We start from the raw sequence: 19,209 nt of genomic DNA, 5'->3' as shown, positions 1-19,209 counted from the left end.
TGACGGACATCGCTTAATCACTGACACAGCCAATCGTGATTTTAGACAAGCTGTTATATAAACAGCTACATTCTAAAGACCCCAAATTTCGTTTCTTCAATCGGAGCGTTATAAGCGGCGCTCAGACCCAATGCCAGCACATGACGGGTATCAGCAGGGTCAATCACGCCATCATCCCACATGCGCGCGGTGGCATAATATGGATGACCTTGCGCTTCGTACATCTCACGGATGGGCGCTTTAAAGGCTGCTTCGTCTTCGTCACTCCACGCCTCGCCTTTACGATCAAAGTTATCACGTTTGACCGTTGCCAATACTGAAGCAGCCTGCTCACCGCCCATCACAGAGATACGGGCATTTGGCCACATCCATAAGAAACGTGGACTATAAGAGCGGCCGCACATACCGTAGTTACCAGCGCCGAACGAGCCACCAACGATGATGGTGAATTTTGGTACTTTGGCATTGGCAACCGCCATCACCATCTTGGCACCGTGACGGGCAATACCTTCGTTTTCGTATTTACGCCCGACCATGAAGCCTGTGATGTTTTGCAGGAATACTAATGGAATTTTGCGCTTGCAGCACAGCTCAATGAAGTGCGTGCCTTTTTGCGCTGACTCGCTAAATAGGATACCGTTATTAGCAATGATACCAACAGGCATCCCTTCGATATGAGCAAACCCACAAACTAACGTCGTACCAAAACGCGCTTTGAATTCATCAAAGGCACTGTCATCAACGATACGGGCGATAATTTCTTTGATATCAAATGGCTTGCGCTTGTCCGTTGGAATCACGCCGTATAATTCTTTGGCGTCATAACGTGGCGGACGCGGTGTGATTTGATTGGGGATATGTTTGGCAGGGCGATTCAAATGACTGACGATATTACGAGCGATGGATAACGCATGGGTGTCGTTTTGCGCTAAATGATCGACCACACCTGAGAGCCGCGTATGCACATCGCCGCCGCCCAAATCCTCTGCGGTCACCTCTTCGCCTGTTGCGGCCTTTACCAGTGGCGGCCCACCCAAAAAGATAGTGCCTTGGTCTTTGACAATGATAGACTCATCACTCATGGCAGGCACATACGCACCGCCAGCTGTACAGCTACCCATCACGACAGCAATCTGTGGAATACCTGCCGCACTTAGGTTGGCTTGATTAAAAAAGATACGGCCAAAATGTTCTTTATCAGGGAACACATCATCTTGGTTCGGTAAGTTGGCACCACCTGAATCGACCAAATAAACACACGGCAGATGATTTTCTTGTGCAATCTCTTGGGCGCGCAAATGCTTTTTGACCGTCATTGGGTAGTACGTGCCGCCTTTTACCGTGGCATCATTACAGACAATCATACACTCGACGCCATTGATACGGCCAATACCCGCAATCACGCCTGCTGCTGGAATATCTTCACCATACATGTCATGCGCTGCCATTGGCGCAACTTCCAAAAACGGCGTACCCACATCCAGCAAACGCTCGACACGCTCGCGTGGTAGCAACTTACCGCGTGCTAGATGCTTGGCACGGGCGCGCTCTGAGCCGCCTTGGGCAACTTTACGCAGGTGCACATATAAATCATCAACGATCGCTTGCATCGCCGCACTGTTTTGCTGAAAGTCGCTTGAGTTTGGACTCAGTTTACTGGTGATAATATTGCTCATGACATCCCTTTTTTCATATATAAATGTGAGTATCTTTTTATTTTAGTCTTTACTCATCGTTGTCGTTGTTACTTATATCATCATTCCAAAATGAAAAAGAGAACTAAAAACGGTTATGCCGGTATGAATGTTTCTCGCTTGCTGCGCCTACGCCGACAGAGGCTTGGAAAAATTCATACCAGCAGCACGGTACTCTTTGTACATTGAATCGATCATATAAAAGTTTTTAAAAGGTAAATTGGGCAGTTGCTTCTTTATAAACCCAGCTCTTCTTTCATTTGTTCAATGATTTTATACTTTTGAATCTTGCCCGTGATGGTCATGGGATATTCCGTCACGAATCGATAGTAGGTGGGCACTTTATAATGAGCAATGTGCTCACTACAGAATTGACGCACTTCTTCTTCGGTCAGACTGTCCGGCTCTTTTGCAATAATCCATGCCGCCAATACTTCACCATAACGCTCATCAGGTATGCCAACGATCTGTACGTCACGAATCTTAGGATGACGGTAAAGGTAGTTTTCGATCTCAACCGGATAGATATTCTCGCCGCCACGGATCACCATGTCTTTGCTACGACCAACGATTTTGACATAACCCTCTTCGTCCATCGTGGCCAAATCACCCGTCAGCATCCACCCATCTTTAATGGCTTCGCGCGTCTTAAAACGACTGCCCCAATAGCCTTTCATCACCGAATAACCTCGCGTAAGTAGCTCGCCCGTCTCGCCAAGTGGCACTATCTCACCCGTCTCGGTATCGACGACTTTTACCTCAAGCGCAGGCTGCACCAATCCGACGGTCGATACTTGCTTCTCAAGTGGCGTATGCTCATTAGTCTGACAAGACACCGGACTGGTCTCGGTCATACCATAAGCGATCGTTACCTCGCTCATATGCATCTTATCGATGACACGGCGCATAACCTCAATCGGACAGCTGGAGCCTGCCATGATGCCCGTACGCAGGGTAGACAAATCAAAGTTTTCAAATTCAGGATGATCAAGCTCGGCGATAAACATCGTGGGCACGCCATGTAGACCTGTACATTTTTCTTCTTCGACGGCTTTTAATACCGTCAACGGCTCAAAACCGTCGTTTGGATAAACGATGCAGCCACCATGCGTGAGAATCGCGAGATTACCAAGTACCATGCCAAAACAATGATATAGCGGTACTGGGATGCAGAGTCTATCGACTTCCGTGAGATTCATTGCCTCACCGATGAAGTAGCCGTTGTTTAAGATATTGCGATGGCTGAGCGTTGCGCCTTTTGGCGTGCCTGTCGTACCACTGGTAAATTGCACATTAATCGCATCAGTGTTTTTAAGCTGTGCTTGACGCTCGGCAACACGCGGATCGTTGGCGTCGCCCTCACTCATCCACGCCGAGAACTTTTGCATAAAGCCAAATTCTTCATCACTGTTCGGCTCATCAATCCAAATGATACGCTCGATCGTTGGAATCTCGACCAAATCAAGCTGGGTATAATCTTTATGATAAATCTCAGGACACAGCTCACGGATCAGGCTGGCATAATCACTACTTTTGAAATGACGCATAAGCACGAGCGCTGAACAGCCGAGTTTATTGAGGGCATATTGCAGTTCAAAGGTACGATAGGCAGGATTGATATTGACTAAGATAACACCGACTTTGGCAGTCGCAAGTTGCATCAAGAGCCATTCAGCATTGTTATGCGACCAAATGCCAATACGATCGCCAATCTCAAGTCCCATCTCAATCATACTACTGGCCAGTTGATTGACTTGTTGTTGTAGCTCTCGGTAGGTCCAACGGATATTTTGATGGCACGACACCAGTGCTTCACGCTCAGGATACTGAAAGACGATGGCGTCAAAAAAGTCGCCGATGGTCGCTTCAATCAGCGGTACATCAGGGCCTTTATCATAACTTTGAGTAAGCGGGGCATTGGCTGAGCGCGCGCCCATATTAACACTAGGAATAGTATTGAGGATGTTTTCAAAATCAGGGGTTTGAGTCATAACGAGTCCTTTCGTTTTACTTTTATGATACGTATTAATAGCTTAAAATAAACCACTCTTCCTTGAACAGCTTTTATATAATGTCAATTACTATACCGCCATAAACGAAAGACTGTCAACAATATCAATACAAAATGTATCATTTAATCGAGTTGTCAGTTTATGGTATTCATTAACAATACCATAAAAACATGACGAATATTTGACACAAAAAAGCCAGTCACGCTATTTTAGGATGACTGGCTTAGTCGTGAGAGACAACGATCAAACAGCTGTCTCATTTGACTTTATAATTTGGGTGTGATGATTGTCTTTACGCGCTGGGTGTCGCTGGTGCTTTGATGGTTACGGTTGCGCTGATATCATTGTTATCGTCAAGCAATTCCATGATGAGCTCATCATCGCTTTCACTCTTGACTTGCCAATTGCCATTCGCCTGCGGGACACCCGTTGCCATGACAGAGATGGCCTTGTTTTTTAGGCGTATCATGGGTGGTTTATGATCATAGCCACCATGTTCTAGACCTAAGATATCATCAGCAATAGTCGCCGCCTGCGCACGCAATGGTGCGACGTAGCGACAAGCAACCCCATTGATCGACATGCAATCGCCAATAGCATAAATATTGGCAGCATGGGTGCGCAATGTGGGCGCGTCAACCACGATACCGGTACGACGATCGAACTCAACGCCTGCAGCTATTGGTAATTTATCATCCACCGTCAAACCTGTACTGGCAATCACATGGTCAACTATTACTGTTTGAGACGATGAGTCATTATTGCCGCCTGAAGATGAAGCAATCGGTTCATAGCTGACTTGTAGCTTGCCTTCATTCTCATGAGCATTAACGCCATTAGTATTGTCGCCATCATTAATACGACGGACGCCAGACACCTGATAACCACCTAAAAAGTTAATGCCCTGTGATTGTACCGCTTTGGCAATACGAGCCGTGGCTTTTGGCGGTAGCATTTGCGAGAGTGGCGCGTCATTTAGGTCAATCAATGTCACCTGATGACCTGCTTTGAGTAAGTCTTCGGCAATTTCAGTACCGACCATGCCAGCGCCCACAATAGCCACATGCTGACTGCCAGTGGCGAGCTTTTCTTGCAGCTGACCAAAGCGCTCAATATGATTGACGTGCCAAACCAAATCCTCTGGTAAGCTTTTAGGGAATATAGGATGTGCGCCCATTGCTAGCACCAACTTACCATAGCTGATCGTCGCATAATCCGTGTGGGCGGGATCTGGTCTATTAGCAGAGATAAGCTGTAACTGCTGGGTAGCCGTATCAATATCTGTGACCTGTGTGTCGGCAAGCAACGTCACGCCTGCGGTTTTTGCCGCATCGCTACCAGATGCACGTACCAAATCTGATGCGCGTTTGTTTTGGCTAATTGCCATCGTGAGCATGGGTTTATGGTAACGATCGCCACTATCAGTCGTGACCAACGTGATTGGAATCTCTTTGTCTTTTGCACGAATGGCATCAATGACATGCCAACCTGCCAAGCCTGCTCCGATGATGACGACACCATTGTCTGATGATGTTACCGATAGGGTTTCTGCGTTCATAGTAGCTCCAGTATCAATAAAGAATTATTTTAATTATCAAAAATCATGTCAGCCATTGTACCAGTAAACAGACATGCACTCACCTCAACAGTGAGAGGTACTAGGGGCAAATAGTCAATCGCATAAAAAAGCGCCTATAAATAGACGCTTTTTATTAGACAGCTCATAGATAAGTTAAATAGACACTGCAAATATCAACATATAGATAATCTACTATAAGATTCAGACAGCGCTACTGAGATAAATTTTGCGTCGCCTCTGTCTGCGAAGGCACAGCAAGCAAGAAAAATTTGTTTCAGTAGCGCGTGTCAGTCGCACGTAATAATGTGTGACCCTTTTTATTTAGCACTGACTATAATGCAAGTTTTTAATGGTTGAGAATCTTCGATAAGAACATTTGCGCACGCTCACTTTTTGCGCCTTCAAAGAACTCATCTTTACTACAGTTTTCAACGATATTGCCTTCATCCATAAAGATGATGCGGTTGGCTACCTGACTAGCAAAACCCATTTCGTGAGTGACACACATCATGGTCATGCCATCACGGGTCAGCTCCACCATGACATCCAGTACTTCCTGAATCATTTCGGGGTCAAGCGCCGACGTTGGTTCGTCAAACAGCATCGCCACCGGATCCATGGCAAGTGCACGAGCGATTGCCACACGTTGCTGCTGTCCGCCTGATAGCTCCGCTGGGTATTTGGCGGCTTGCACCGTCAGACCAACGCGATCTAGATACGCCATGGCTTTTTGCTTGGCCTCAGATTCTTTGCGTCCCAACACCTTGATCTGCGCCACTGTCAAATTATCGATAATGGTCAGATGCGGAAACAACTCAAAATGCTGAAACACCATGCCGACGCGGCTGCGCAATTGAGGCAAATTGGTCTTTGGGTCACCCACAGAGATGCCATTGACCATGATTTTACCTTTCTGAAAAGGCTCTAATCCGTTAGCTGTCTTAATCAGAGTTGATTTACCACTACCCGATGGACCACAAACAACCACCACATCGCCTTTATGAACGTGGGCGGTACAGTCTTTTAGTACTTGAAAATCGCCATACCATTTGCTGACTTCACTCATTTGAATGACTATCTCGTCGCTCGCATGACCATTATTGGTGACCAGTCCACCAAAAGCGTTTATATACGTATCAGCATTACTCATCACTGGCTCCTAACCACATTATTTTTGATAATTGTCATTGATAGTCGATACTCAATAAAAGTGTTAACACGAAAAAACTGGTACAAAAACGGCCTTAAAATCTTAACCGTTTTTGTAGCTGCTGTACGCCAATAGACGCACTCAAACTGATGACAAAGTAAATCGCACCAGCGCCTAAAATATAAGGCGTGAGTAAGCCCATGAGCTCACCTCGAACGTAGGCGGCGCGGAAAAAATCCGTCAAGCCAATGGCAAATACCAGTGTCGTGTCTTGGAATAAAATAATACATTGCTGCAAAATCAATGGCAGCATTTTTCGAAATGCTTGTGGCAAAATCACCAATCGCATGGTCTGACCATAAGTCATGCCAAGCGCTTTTGCAGCGTTGACCTGCCCGCTACCAATCGACTGAATACCCGCTCGTACCACTTCTGAGAAGTAAGCGGCCTCAAACATCATAAAGGCAACCACACAAGACGCAAAAGCCGCATCCAGTTGCAGATATTTGCCTGCTATCCAAAAATAAATCATCGGTACGGCAAAATAAAACCATAGCAATACCAGTAGCAGCGGCACTGAACGGAAATAGTTGACGTACAATTTTGCAGGTATCTCAAGGGCTTTGATACCAGACAAGCGCATCAATGCCAGTATTGTTCCTAAACTGATACCACCAATAATCGCCAACACCAGCACTTTCAAGGTGGTCATCATGCCGCCCATCAGGCCAGGATAGGCAGTCGCCAATTCGGTCATCATAGTCATTTGCGACCTCCTGCAATCAGTCCAGGTACGCGCAGCTTACGCTCAATGAAACCCATAATTGCAATCAAAGACAGATTGAATACCAAATAGATAATCGTCGCGTACGTATAGATTTCAATACTATTTTGAGTATATTCACTGATGGTTTTGGTTTGACTGATCAGCTCCATTACCCCAACCAATGATGCGACAGACGCGTTTTTGAAACAGTTGGTCAGCTCAGAGCTGAGTGGCGGCAAAATAATACGAAAGGCTTGCGGTAATAACACTTCTTTATAAACTTGTGAGACATTGAAGCCAAGCGCATAAGCGGCATTGACCTGTCCCTTGGGCAATGATTCGATACCAGTACGCACCTGCTCGACAATACGAGCGGCCGTAAATAACCCAAGACCAATACTGGCCGACAACATAGCGGATGTATTTGGCGATAGATCTTTATACCACCAGTCTTGAATCGCAGGCGTCAACCATCCAGGGGCAATATAAAACCAAAAAAACAGTTGAACGAGCAATGGAATATTACGAAAAAATGTCACATAAGCCGTACCGATTGCACGAGCCGTCTTATTGGGTAAAGTACGCATAATGCCAAAGATGGTACCCACAACCATGGCGATAGCCCATGCGATACTGCCAATCAACAACAGCCAGCCAAGACCGGTAATTATCCAATGGATATACAGCTCGTTACCGATACCAGTTTGCTCAAAGAGCACACCCCAGTTCCAGCTATAATTCATGATTGTCTCTCCGAGCAACGATTAAAAAGCTTACGTATGAGCGTAACAAGATGTCAGGCAAATACGTAAGCGACGCTATAGTGAAGGACAAACGATTATTGCGCGGTCGCAGCTTTTGGCTGAGCACCGTCATGAGGATTGGCAATCAACGCTTTTAAGTTGTCTGACATCTCAAAGTTTAGGTTGACGTTCTTCGGTGGGACTGGGTTTAAGAACCACTTATCATAGATACTATTGATCTCGCCTGAGCTAAAGACATTGTTTAATGCTTCATCGACAACCGCTTTGAACTCAGGATCATCTTTACGCATCATACAACCATAGATCTCAAATGATTGCGGCTCACCCACGATAACCCACTCATCTGGATTTTTTGCTTTGGCTTTTTCGCCAGCCAATAACACATCATCCATCATAAAGGCATCGGCACGGCCATTTTCTAACATTAAGAAGGCTTCACCATGATCTTTTGCTGAAATGATATTCATGCCCAGCTTGTTGTCATCATTGTACTGACGGATATAACGCTCTGATGTTGTACCAGCGGTGGTGACCAAAGTTTTGCCTTTTAGATCCGCAAAATCTTTGATGCCTGAATCTTTACTGGTCAGTAGACGCGTACCAATTTCAAAGAAACCATTTGAGAATGCCACTTGTTTTTGGCGCTCTTCATTGTTGGTCGTTGAACCACACTCAAAATCTACCGTGCCATTTTGTACCAATGGAATACGGGTTTGTGAGGTGATTAAGTTATAGCGGATTTTTAGATCTGGCATATCAAGCTTTTGCTTAACGGCCTCGACCACTTTCATTTCTAAATCATGCGCGTAGCCGATAGGTTGATTAGGATCATCAGCAATATAAGAAAAAGGAATAGAGGAGTCACGGTGACCGACAACGATAGTGCCAGAGTCTTTGATTTTTTGGAGCGTGCCGTTGGTGTTTGCTGCAGGTTCTGTTGTTGTGGCGTCATCAGCTGGCGCTGTCTCAGTGGCAGTTTGATTGCTGTTATTACAACCCACTAGGCCTAATGCCATAAAGGCAGCCAACGTCAACGGTTTGGAAAATGAATAGCTCATGAAACACATCCTTTTATCACATTACACAAGATTGAATGAGTGCTTTGACGACACAGGTCATAGAAATCGACCCTATTGCCACGCATCCCTGTGGTTGTTGCTAGTATTTATCACAATGCAACTTAATGTTACTGTACAACAAATTAACAGGCGTAGGGAAGTTTTTTTTACTGATACTATTATTTTGTGGCTCGCCCGTTGTTTATCTTTCTATCTTCAAATAAAGTGTGTCTGATGACGTCTTATATTCTCTGTTATTTATAAGAAAATGCGCTTATTTTTGCTGGATAAATCGCTCAAAACAACGATTCAATCTATAAAGGCCAATTGATAAATCGGGATCAATCCCCATAAAGCTAACAACTTCTTAATACTACAAATGACCTATGACACAAGATACTCAAGTCCCTAACACAGACAGCCAAGCCACTGGCCACCATAGCGATAATGACATACGTCAGCGCTTCTTTATCGAGGATTCGCCAGTGCGCGGTGATGTGGTGCGCCTATCACGAAGCTACGCGAGCACCATCTCTCAAAAGCCTTATCCTGAAGCCATCAAACGCTTGTTAGGCGAGATGCTGACGGCAGCAAGTTTGCTCATCAGTACCGTTAAAATAAACGGCCGCTTGTCGATTCAACTGCAATCATCAGACAGTGACAGCTTGCTCAATTGGGCGATGGCAGAGTGCGATCAAGACGGTATCATTCGCGCGCTTGCCAGCTGGAAAGGCGAGACGGACGAGCAAGTGCAGGCGTGGGAAAACATGACCCATGCCAAAGAAGCATTTGCAGAGCTTGGTGCACCCGGTCAAGGCGTATTGTTTATCAATATCCAACCTGAAGGCGGCGAGCCGTATCAAGGTATTGTTGAACGCAGTCATGACAATTTGGCAGATTGCTTGGCCCATTATCAGAAACAATCAGCGCAGATTCCAACACTGATTAACTTGGCTTCTGATGGCTTACAAGCGGGCGGCATATTGGTACAGATGTTACCTCGTACAGCAGAAGAAACGTATGAAGTTGAGCAAAACGAAGACGCTGGTATCGATGATGATTTGTGGATACGTCTGAGTGTGTTGACACGAACGCTCAAAGCAGAAGAGCTGACCACGCTTGATGCCAACGAAATTTTGTATCGCTTGTACCACGAAGAAAGTGTCGTCGCGCCTGACCCTGTGCCATTATCCTTTGGCTGTACTTGCTCACGCGAGAAATGTGAGATGGCAATCGAGCAAATTGGCGAAGCGGAAGCGCTTGAGATCGTTGAAGAACAAGGCGGTACGTTTGAGATGGACTGCGGATTCTGTGGTGAAGTCTATACGTTTGATAAAGACGATGTAGCAGCAATATTTGCTGAGTAGGTTTTGCAAATAATTTAGGCTGACGCTTATATTAAACCCCCTAAGTGTGATGCTTAGGGGTTTTTGTTTTTGCAATTTTGAAAGGTACATCATTGCTTTGATATCAAACCATCTTCAGTCTTGATGCCATTTTTCTATATAATCAATCGCCATTGCATTGATTGCTTGCCAGTCAGCTAAATGTTTTTTTGAAAACTGAATTCTTACATAGTTATTATATTCAGGATACATATATTCCATTTGGCACATTCGATCTTGGTCTTCATTAATTGTAGGCATACAGCGAATCATAATAGGTGATTGTAAATCAATATTTCCTATGTAGTATATAGCGTAGGTATCGCCTGACCCGATATATGCTTCTAATTCATAAGCGTCTCTATCAAAATCTCTATTTTCTTCCTGTTTGATAGTGTTTATTCTAGTCAGAATATCAGCACCTTCAATTTGCGAATTTTTAGCTGTCCAGTAAAACTCTATAATATTATTGTCATAATCAAAGATATTTGGGTTTTTATCATTATTATTTAGCCCTCGACCACTTGGCCAAAAGAAATAACCATGACCCATATCCGTCTCAAAGCTTGCGTAACTACCTGTGTCTGGCCTGACAATATGGTTTAACGGAATGACGTATTTGTCTCCCTCTACATCTACTTTAATTTGAGCATTAGGGTCGTGTACATTTGGCTTGGCACAGCTAATCAATAAGAACAAACTTACCAAACACAGTGATATTTTTTTCATTATAAATTTCTTATATCTAGTAAAATTCCTCTTTTACAACGCAAGCGCCAAACTTCTGGGGTAAGAGTATATCCGAGGTCTGTCCGCATAATCACTGTGTCCATTGTCCAAGAGCCACTCCACTACCTGTTCACGCACCCGTCTACTTTGGATTAAGTTCATGTGACTTACGCCATAAAACACCGCTTTGTGTCCGTCTGGTACAAACAACGCGTGTTCGACATCATCTTCCCCAAGCGCTGATGCTACTGATACCAAGCCATCACCCAATAGGCTTGTCATCTTGGAGTCATAATGCGTTTCAATCAAAGCACTGGCGGCAAAATACGTTTTGATACCACTTGGCAAGCGCGCAGGATGGCGAAAATCTTGTGGCAGTACGCTACGACCTTCTAGTGCATTCCAATCGGCATCTCGGATACTGCCATGACGCAAATCAATAATGCCCGCACTACGCATATCCCCAAGCTTGGCAAGTGACCCTGCAAACGGCAACTTGGCAATGATGTCTTGCACATGATTGCCAATACGCTCAAGCACGGCACCGTGATGCGGTGAGCCTAATGTGATCAGATTACCGACACGCATGATCCAATCTAAATGCTCTTGTTCGGCATAAAATAGCGCACTGCGCGAAACCAAGCCGCCCATGCTATGCCCGACCAAATCTATCTGACTGATATTGGGATTGTCATCGACCAAGTTTTGTAATAATTGTGAAAACTGACGACCGCTACGCGAGATACGCCGACCTGTATTATAATCAAGATATAAAACCGTCGTCTCTGGCTGACTTTTAGCAATAGCATCCCCCAAGCCAATATGATCGTCTTGTGATTGCCAGCTCAAATGACTCATACACAAGCCATGACATAAAATAGTGACACGACCTGATAGCGTATTGCTTTGCAGCTTGCCCTCTCTATCGTAGAGCTTCATAGGTACAGCAAGGACGTTTTTATGCGTGACAAGATGGTCGCCCATGACGCCATTGAGCACATGTACCAGTTTTTTTAAGACATCAGGCAGTGGTCGTGCCGTTTTTTGGCGCACGTTATTTTTGTATAAGCGCAGCACTGAGGCAAGATTGTTGCCCACCAACAGTACAATACGACGTACCGTACCGTAGATACGTCCAGTGATACCGCGCTGCCAGCTGTTAAGGTACTTTTCATTGAAAAGCCCCAAAGGGCGTAAGATAACTTCACGGTGGATGGCTTCCACGATATCAGTAATCTCAACCACTCCCATCGTTGCAAGCTGTGCCAATCCTTCAAAAAAATCGGCCAACGTCACATATTGGGTGGTTGTCTCATCCCCTTCATCTGCCAGTAATTTAAGCAGTTCATCGACGTCGATGGCTTCTAGCTGGTCGATTTGCTCGTACAAATCGCTGTGTAAAGGCGCGCTGGCATCTGGTTTTGACTGGGTTTCAAGCGCCTGACTTGCATCTGTATATGCATCGACATTGAGATTGCCATCGCTGGTAGCGCCATTTTGATTGGCACAGTTATTATAAAATAGATCGGGACTACTCGTAGCATTCATGACGTTGCACATTCAATGAAGAGAATAGTTGCCTATACTATCCTTTAAACGCATGAAATAAAAGCGAATGATTTGATCGGTAAGTGGTTTATTATCAAAGGGATAAAAACAAAAAATCCCAAACCTTAGCTTGGGGTTTTTGGATAGCTTAATTCTTTGGTCATTTTATTACTGACTACTAAACTCTCTAAGCCTCTAATTCTGAGTCATTCTTTTTAAGCACTTAGATTGTTAAGCCACACCCTCTGCTGTGTCAAATGACTCTGCCAGTATGACACCGCCATCATCACGAGTGATCATGACTGTTGCTGAGCGCGGAATTTTACCGCCTTTGATGGCTCCCCAACTATTCCCTGGATGCTGGATATTAATAAAGAGCGTTTTGAAGTCTGGCGTCATGGTAATACCTGTCACTTCGCAGCCTTCGGGACCGACAAAGAAACGTTTGATATTATCGTTACTGGCAGGCATTCCAACTCGTGTTTGTTGCCCTGCTGAGGTCGTTATGGCAGTCCCATCACTGACTTTACCAGGCAATGCTGCCAGCAACATACAGCTGGTGGTATCAGTGTAAGCGCCATCATCTGTCTGTATCCACAACACACCGCGTGGATCGAAGTACAGACCATCAGGAGATGACAAGTCATTACTATCATTCAATTGTGACAAGTTTTCTGCGGTCAGATCATAAGGCGTGGCAAACAGATAAATATCCCACTCAAAACTCATGGCCGCATGATCACCACCTGCTTCTGCCCAGCGAATAATATGGCCATTTTCATTACCACGATTTTTGCCGTCAACTTGATAGCTACGAGGATTAGAAGCTGAAAGCGGTTGATCTTCCTTGACGCCGCGATTGGTGTTATTGGTCAAGGTCACATAAACCTCGCCTGTCATCGGACTGACTGACACCCATTCAGGTCGATCCATCTTGGTAGCACCAACCACATCAGCTGCTGCACGGGCAAAAATCAATACCTCATCTTGTCCGCTAAAAGGCAGCTCACTATTAGACGCATCTAAGCCATTTTGACCATGAATCAAGGCTTTCCATTCACCACTGCCATCTTCATTAAAAATAGCAACATATAGCGTGCCGTCATTCAGATATTTATCGCCTGCTTTTAAGCCACCACCAATATCACTGTTCGACCACACAGCGTTTGAGACAAACTTATAGATATACTCGCCACGGGCATCATCACCCATATAAAAAACGACGGGCTTACCTTGTTCCACGGGCGCATAGGCGCAGTTCTCATGAGCAAAACGTCCCATTGCTGTGCGCTTTTGTGGCATAGATTTTGGATCAAAAGGATCGATCTCTGTGATATAACCAAAGGTATTAAAGCCATTACGGTAATCTTCAGTGGCATTTGTCCCAACGGCTGTCATATCCCAGCGTGAAAACTCATCTGGTATGATGGCGTCTTTTGCGTCAGGGGTATGCCATAAATATCTGGAGCCTGGAGAGTTTTCTGATGCCCCATAGCGCTCGCGACCATGGTTGTGTCCAGCGCTTAACTGACTGGCATCTTGCCCACGTGCGAACACACCTAAGAAGTTTTCTTCTGTGGTGAGGTATGTGCCCCAAGGTGACAACCCTGCGCCGCAGTTATTGTTGATACCGCGAGTTTGATACCCTGTTGGATCGAACTTGGTCTTTACCAAGTCAGATCCAGCCACGGGGCCAGCCAACTGCGACGTCGTACTGCTGGTAATACGGCGATTGTATTTTGACGTTGATACCATCTCATAGCCTTTGCCGTCTGCTCGGCGAGTCATCTCAACCACTGCCACGCCGTGACAGTTGACCTCACGGCGGATATCACTGGCAAGACGACGGCTTTGAAATAAAGGCGCGGCATCCTTATCTTGAATGACGTAATACCCAAATGGGCTCAACTCTTCACTGTTCACATATTCATGATTCATCACCAGCAGACCATTTTCTGCCGCCTTGGCGTCATAGCCGTTGCCTTTTTTGCCAAAAAACCACATGCCATCATGATTGTCACCCATGCGCCATTCAAAAGACTCAGCTGATTGCTCACGATTGTCTTTCCAATCCTCAATCCCAGGCATCAGTGGCGTGCCAAGTGGCAATATGATTTCGGCTTTATAACCGTCTGCTACCGTCATTGCCTCAGCCGTTGAATGCGCTACGGCATTGAACTTTAAGGTTTCAGGGCGTTTTAAATCGCCTTGCGCAGGGATGGCTGCATCATTGCCGTTTTCTACGATAGGACGGCTATTGTCGTCGTCATCGCTACAGCCCACCAAAGGTAGCGCCCCAAAGAACGCGGCTGCCGTCAATCCTGTACCGCCTTTTAAAATACTACGGCGATTCAGACGACGATTGATAATGGTCTGAAAATCAGTGTTATTGGTAGGATTTGAATCTTCAACGATTTCGTGCGCGAGTTCTAGCTCTTTATTTAACAATGTCATTATCAGTCACCTTGCAGTTGGCTGGATTGGCGTAAAAGGATAAATGCGGCTAAGATTCTTGACCGCTAAAGTACGAATTACGTCCAAGTTTACTGCTGGTTTATGACAGTACGTTGAAATTTTATAGTGAATCTATCTAAATAACGTATAAAGATAAAATGTTGGAATAAAAAAAATCCCAAGCGAGTGCTGGGACTTTTATAAAACTGATTTACATCAAAAAGATAACGCAGTGCTGATACAACAAAATTAGCGAACGTTTACCTGCCACTCATGAGCGCCAAGCGTTAATTTTAATTCGTCATTTGCTTTTAAAATACCAACGCCACTTGGCGTGCCAGTCATAATCACATCCCCTGCCTGCAAGCTAAAAGCGTGACTAATCTCTGCCAACAGCTCATAAACTGAAAACAGCATCATCGCACTATCGCCATCTTGCGCCAGCTCATCATTGATAGTGAGTTGGTAGTTTACTTGGCTAAAATCCCCAAACGCCTCTGGCTTGAGCCAATCAGCAAGCACGCACGCCCCATCAAAACACTTAGCACGCTCCCACGGATGGCCCTTTTCTTTCAGCTTACTTTGCAGGTCACGTAAGGTTAAATCCAGCCCCAACGTCACCCCACCAATCGCTTGCTTTGCTTGCTCAGCAGTTGCCGCTGACAAATCCGCTGACAGTTGAATACAAAGCTCCGCTTCATAATGCGTGTCGCCATATATCTCAGGACTGGGGCGAACAATATCATGACGTACACTGACGACTGAGGACGCAGGTTTCATAAACAATATAGGCGATTTTGGGACTTCGTTACCAAGTTCGCGAGCATGCTCGGCATAGTTGCGACCAACGCAGACTACTTTACCAATAGAGGCACGTACGTTGTCATTGATATTGGTAGTGCTCGTATCAGCATTGGCATTATCAGTAATGGCATCGACTAAAGACAGATGTGGTGATTGACTCATATTAGGCGCTCACAGCAGATTATAGATAAGTAGGTCATACATACTGCACTATCTGTCACTATTTTTCTAGAGCTTGTCTTCATTTTAAAGCTAGTCCTAAAAACAAAATAAGTGACCGTCCAACAAAAAAATAGCGGATTAATATATGAATATTAACCCGCTATTTCGTGTGTTTTTTAAGACTATTTTTAGGCCAATCATTAAGGTATGGTATTGGTAATCACATCTGGCGGTACATAGCTTGCATGGCGATTCATTCTTCTTTCAAACAATCTAAAGCTAAATAATATGACCCACGACAATAAAAGGTAAATCACACCAGCCGCAAAGAACAACTCCATCAAGGTATAAGTACGCGCACTAATGGTACGAGCAACCCCTGTAATATCCATCAATGCAATGGTGGATGCCAGCGCACTGCCCTTGAGCATAAAAATCACTTCGTTACTATAGGCAGGAATCACGATGCCAAAGGCACGAGGTAGCGTGATGCGCGTGAGCTTTTGCCATTTTGACATACCAATAGCATCAGCAGCTTCTAGCTCACCAACAGGAATCGTCTGAATCGCGCCGCGAATGATTTCGGCTAAGTACGCACTGGTATTCATGGTGAACGCAATGATGGCACACCAATACGCTTGGCTCAGCACAGGCTCCCACAAGAACGAATTACGTACGGCTTCAAACTGACCCAAACCATAGTAAATCAAAAATATCTGTACCAGTAGCGGTGTGCCACGGAAAAAGAAGATATAAGAAAACGGTAGTATCTGTACTAACCAGCTTTTTGACAAACGCAGCTGTGCCAAAACCAAACCGAAAAACAGTCCAATCACACCCGAAAGTACGACCAGCTGTACGGTCAGAACCGCCCCATTTAAGAGCTCAGGAATATTATCGAAAATGACCTGCCAATTCCAATCCATAGTATCTCTCCTCTATCCTATGGTCGATTGACGGTGAGTTGATTGACGGCTTATTTTTTTGGCATAGCGTGCCGCTGGATTGGCGCGCCACTCAAGCCACATCATAAAACCGGTAATCAACATGGTCAAACCCAAATAAATAATCGCGGCTGCCATATAAAAGGTAAATGGCTGCTGCGTTGACTGAGCAGCACGCGATGACTGATACATAATGTCTTTTAGACCCACAACCGACACCAATGCCGTATCTTTTAGCAATACCAAAAACAAGTTACCCAAACCAGGTAAAGCAATCTGCCACACTTGCGGTAAAGTAATACGATAAAACGTCTGCAAAGGACGCATACCAATTGCTTGCGCCGCCTCACTCTGCCCTATCGGAATCTCTTGAATCGACATACGAAAAATTTCGGTCGCATAAGCACCAAAAGCGATAGACAGCGCCATAACGCCGCCCCAGAATGCACTGATCTCGATATATTCGTTATAGCCGAATTTTTTGAGCAGTGTCATCAGCAGTATAGAGCCGCCATAATAGATAAACAGTACCAACAACAGCTCTGGAATACCGCGCATGGTCGCCGTATAGACAGTCGCAATCTTACGCAGCAGCCAAATATTTGACAGCTTCGCTGTGGCACCGAGTAGTCCCAAAACCATACCAATGACCAGACTGGTCACGGCAAGTTTGATGGTGACAGTAGCGCCGCTTAGTAATAGCGCGCCAAATCCTTGTAAATCAAACACAATTATCCACTCAGTCTCTTTATATTAGCAATTTGCAAAATATGAGTTAAAAGAATCAGCATCAATGGCTGAGCGCTGCTGACAGTCGTATGTTAGACCGATCACATGGTGGTCTTATGCGTCATAAACTGACGTCAAATCAATACGATGACGGCTGCGAAAATTGACACAGTAGAAATGAGCGCTGATTTTATCATAATCACTACGCGCTATGTTAATACTCACGCGTAAAAGCTGTGTCTAAATAGGTACTTATGCGCCTAAACGTGAGTTAAATCAGCCATATTCACAAAAATCTGGCGATCAGTACGGCATAATCAGCGCATTTTAATGACCCATAAAAAAAGATACGGCCGCTGGGACAATATCTTTTTTGAAATGAACCTAAGCAGCAGCATAATAATCATAGAACAATCATGGTGCAAAACGATTAATCATTATCCAGCTGGCTTGTCTGTCTCTGTTGCTGTATTTTCTGCTGCACTTGTTTTTGGAATCGCAAAATACTTTTGATGGATTTTGTCATAGGTGCCATCAGCTTTGATATGGGTCAACGCCTGATTGAGCTTTGCTTGTAATGCATCGTTTGGACGTACAGCAATGGCAAAATTATCATTGATATCAATCTCTTCCCCTTTAAGTGCATAAGCACTGCCTGATTTGGTGCCAAGCCACTCTAACGCTGGCAACTTATCAGAAACCATTGCATCAACCCGACTTGAGCCCAAATCCAAAAACGCATTACTTAAAGTGTCATAAAGTTTCATTTCCGCTTTTGGGTATGCCTTTTCAAGCCACTGTGAAGAGATGGTGGAGCGCTGAGCCGCGATTGAGTGCGAATTGATATCTTCACTTTTGCTCGGATCAAAGCTACTGTCTTTTTTGGCCAAAAAAACCAGCGTATTGCTAAAATACGGCTCTGTAAAGCTCACTTGTTGCGCGCGCTCAGGCGTCACTGACATAGCAGCCACAATCGCATCGTATTTACCCGCTTTTAGACCAGGAATGATACCGTCCCAATCTTGTGAGGTGATGTCACAAGTCACTTTCATATCCGCACATAACGCATTGGCAATATCGACATCAAAACCGCCAAGTGTGCCATCAGGACTGGTATAGTTAAAAGGTGCATACGCGCCTTCGGTAGCGATACGCAAGATATCGCCTGATGCGGCTTTATCCTGAGTCGCTGTATCCGTAGTATTATTTTGACCATTACCACAACCTGTCAATGCAAATACCACCATCATTGCGGCTAACGACAGGGGTAAATGTCGTGCCTTTATACCTGTAGCAACGGCTGCTTTTTCGGTTACAGATTTTTTGGTTACCGCATAGTGGTCAAAACGAACGCTCATGATCATCCTTGATATTTACCAATAAAAATAACGCTTCACATTATAAAATGGCAATGCGATACACGCATTGCCA

General features: G+C 45.0%; 15 protein-coding genes. 1 reads left to right on the top strand and 14 read right to left on the bottom strand.

Features of this window, described 5'->3' with window-relative positions; all coding sequences use genetic code 11:
* Positions 1-65: 65 nt before the first annotated feature.
* From CZ794_RS13450 to CZ794_RS13420, 7 genes are all read right to left on the bottom strand, one after another.
* Positions 66-1,676 (bottom strand): carboxyl transferase domain-containing protein, encoded by a 1,611-nt coding sequence (locus CZ794_RS13450; protein ID WP_087042082.1) that lies wholly within the window; start codon positions 1,674-1,676, stop codon positions 66-68.
* Between the two features lie 254 nt (positions 1,677-1,930).
* On the bottom strand, positions 1,931-3,685 hold the full coding sequence (locus CZ794_RS13445) for an AMP-binding protein (RefSeq protein ID WP_087042081.1): 1,755 nt from the start codon (positions 3,683-3,685) through the stop codon (positions 1,931-1,933).
* A 313-nt stretch (positions 3,686-3,998) separates the two neighbouring features.
* Positions 3,999-5,264: an FAD-dependent oxidoreductase gene (locus CZ794_RS13440; protein ID WP_087042080.1), complete on the bottom strand. Its 1,266-nt coding sequence runs from the start codon at positions 5,262-5,264 to the stop codon at positions 3,999-4,001.
* A 367-nt stretch (positions 5,265-5,631) separates the two neighbouring features.
* Positions 5,632-6,351: an amino acid ABC transporter ATP-binding protein gene (locus CZ794_RS13435; protein ID WP_062845812.1), complete on the bottom strand. Its 720-nt coding sequence runs from the start codon at positions 6,349-6,351 to the stop codon at positions 5,632-5,634.
* A gap of 178 nt (positions 6,352-6,529) precedes the next feature.
* The gene (locus tag CZ794_RS13430) at positions 6,530-7,201 is read right to left on the bottom strand and encodes an ABC transporter permease subunit (RefSeq protein ID WP_087042079.1); all 672 of its coding nucleotides are present in this window, start codon (positions 7,199-7,201) and stop codon (positions 6,530-6,532) included.
* The gene (locus CZ794_RS13425) at positions 7,198-7,944 is read right to left on the bottom strand and encodes an amino acid ABC transporter permease (protein ID WP_062843778.1); all 747 of its coding nucleotides are present in this window, start codon (positions 7,942-7,944) and stop codon (positions 7,198-7,200) included. The genes CZ794_RS13430 and CZ794_RS13425 overlap by 4 nt, the downstream gene beginning before the upstream one ends.
* A 95-nt stretch (positions 7,945-8,039) precedes the next feature.
* Complete coding sequence (locus tag CZ794_RS13420; RefSeq protein WP_087042078.1) at positions 8,040-9,023, bottom strand: glutamate/aspartate ABC transporter substrate-binding protein; 984 nt, start codon at positions 9,021-9,023, stop codon at positions 8,040-8,042.
* Positions 9,024-9,409: 386 nt separating this feature from the next.
* Between CZ794_RS13420 and CZ794_RS13415 the strand changes: the two genes are divergently transcribed.
* Positions 9,410-10,390: an Hsp33 family molecular chaperone HslO gene (locus CZ794_RS13415; protein WP_087042077.1), complete on the top strand. Its 981-nt coding sequence runs from the start codon at positions 9,410-9,412 to the stop codon at positions 10,388-10,390.
* Between the two features lie 114 nt (positions 10,391-10,504).
* Here CZ794_RS13415 and CZ794_RS13410 read toward each other — a convergent pair whose 3' ends face one another.
* From CZ794_RS13410 to CZ794_RS13380, 7 genes are all read right to left on the bottom strand, one after another.
* Positions 10,505-11,137 carry a hypothetical protein gene (locus tag CZ794_RS13410; protein WP_087042076.1) on the bottom strand — a complete coding sequence of 211 codons (633 nt, stop codon included), beginning with the start codon at positions 11,135-11,137 and terminating at the stop codon, positions 10,505-10,507.
* Between the two features lie 33 nt (positions 11,138-11,170).
* Positions 11,171-12,685: an alpha/beta fold hydrolase gene (locus tag CZ794_RS13405; protein WP_087042206.1), complete on the bottom strand. Its 1,515-nt coding sequence runs from the start codon at positions 12,683-12,685 to the stop codon at positions 11,171-11,173.
* Positions 12,686-12,916: 231 nt separating this feature from the next.
* On the bottom strand, positions 12,917-15,139 hold the full coding sequence (locus CZ794_RS13400) for a PhoX family phosphatase (RefSeq protein ID WP_087042075.1): 2,223 nt from the start codon (positions 15,137-15,139) through the stop codon (positions 12,917-12,919).
* Positions 15,140-15,388: 249 nt separating this feature from the next.
* Positions 15,389-16,105, bottom strand: a complete 717-nt coding sequence (locus tag CZ794_RS13395; protein ID WP_087042074.1) for a fumarylacetoacetate hydrolase family protein — start codon at positions 16,103-16,105, stop codon at positions 15,389-15,391.
* Between the two features lie 200 nt (positions 16,106-16,305).
* On the bottom strand, positions 16,306-17,031 hold the full coding sequence (locus CZ794_RS13390) for an ABC transporter permease (protein WP_087042073.1): 726 nt from the start codon (positions 17,029-17,031) through the stop codon (positions 16,306-16,308).
* Positions 17,032-17,043: 12 nt separating this feature from the next.
* Positions 17,044-17,778, bottom strand: coding sequence for an ABC transporter permease (locus tag CZ794_RS13385; protein ID WP_087042072.1), 735 nt, complete (start codon positions 17,776-17,778; stop codon positions 17,044-17,046).
* A 437-nt stretch (positions 17,779-18,215) separates the two neighbouring features.
* Complete coding sequence (locus tag CZ794_RS13380; protein WP_087042205.1) at positions 18,216-19,028, bottom strand: ABC transporter substrate-binding protein; 813 nt, start codon at positions 19,026-19,028, stop codon at positions 18,216-18,218.
* Between the last annotated feature and the right edge of the window lie 181 nt (positions 19,029-19,209).

Origin of the sequence: Psychrobacter sp. JB385, assembly GCF_900163785.1 — a bacterium.
Taxonomy (GTDB): Bacteria; Pseudomonadota; Gammaproteobacteria; order Pseudomonadales; family Moraxellaceae; genus Psychrobacter.
The sequence above is the reverse complement of the archived record's forward strand: the minus strand, read 5'-3'. Positions and strand labels throughout refer to the sequence as shown.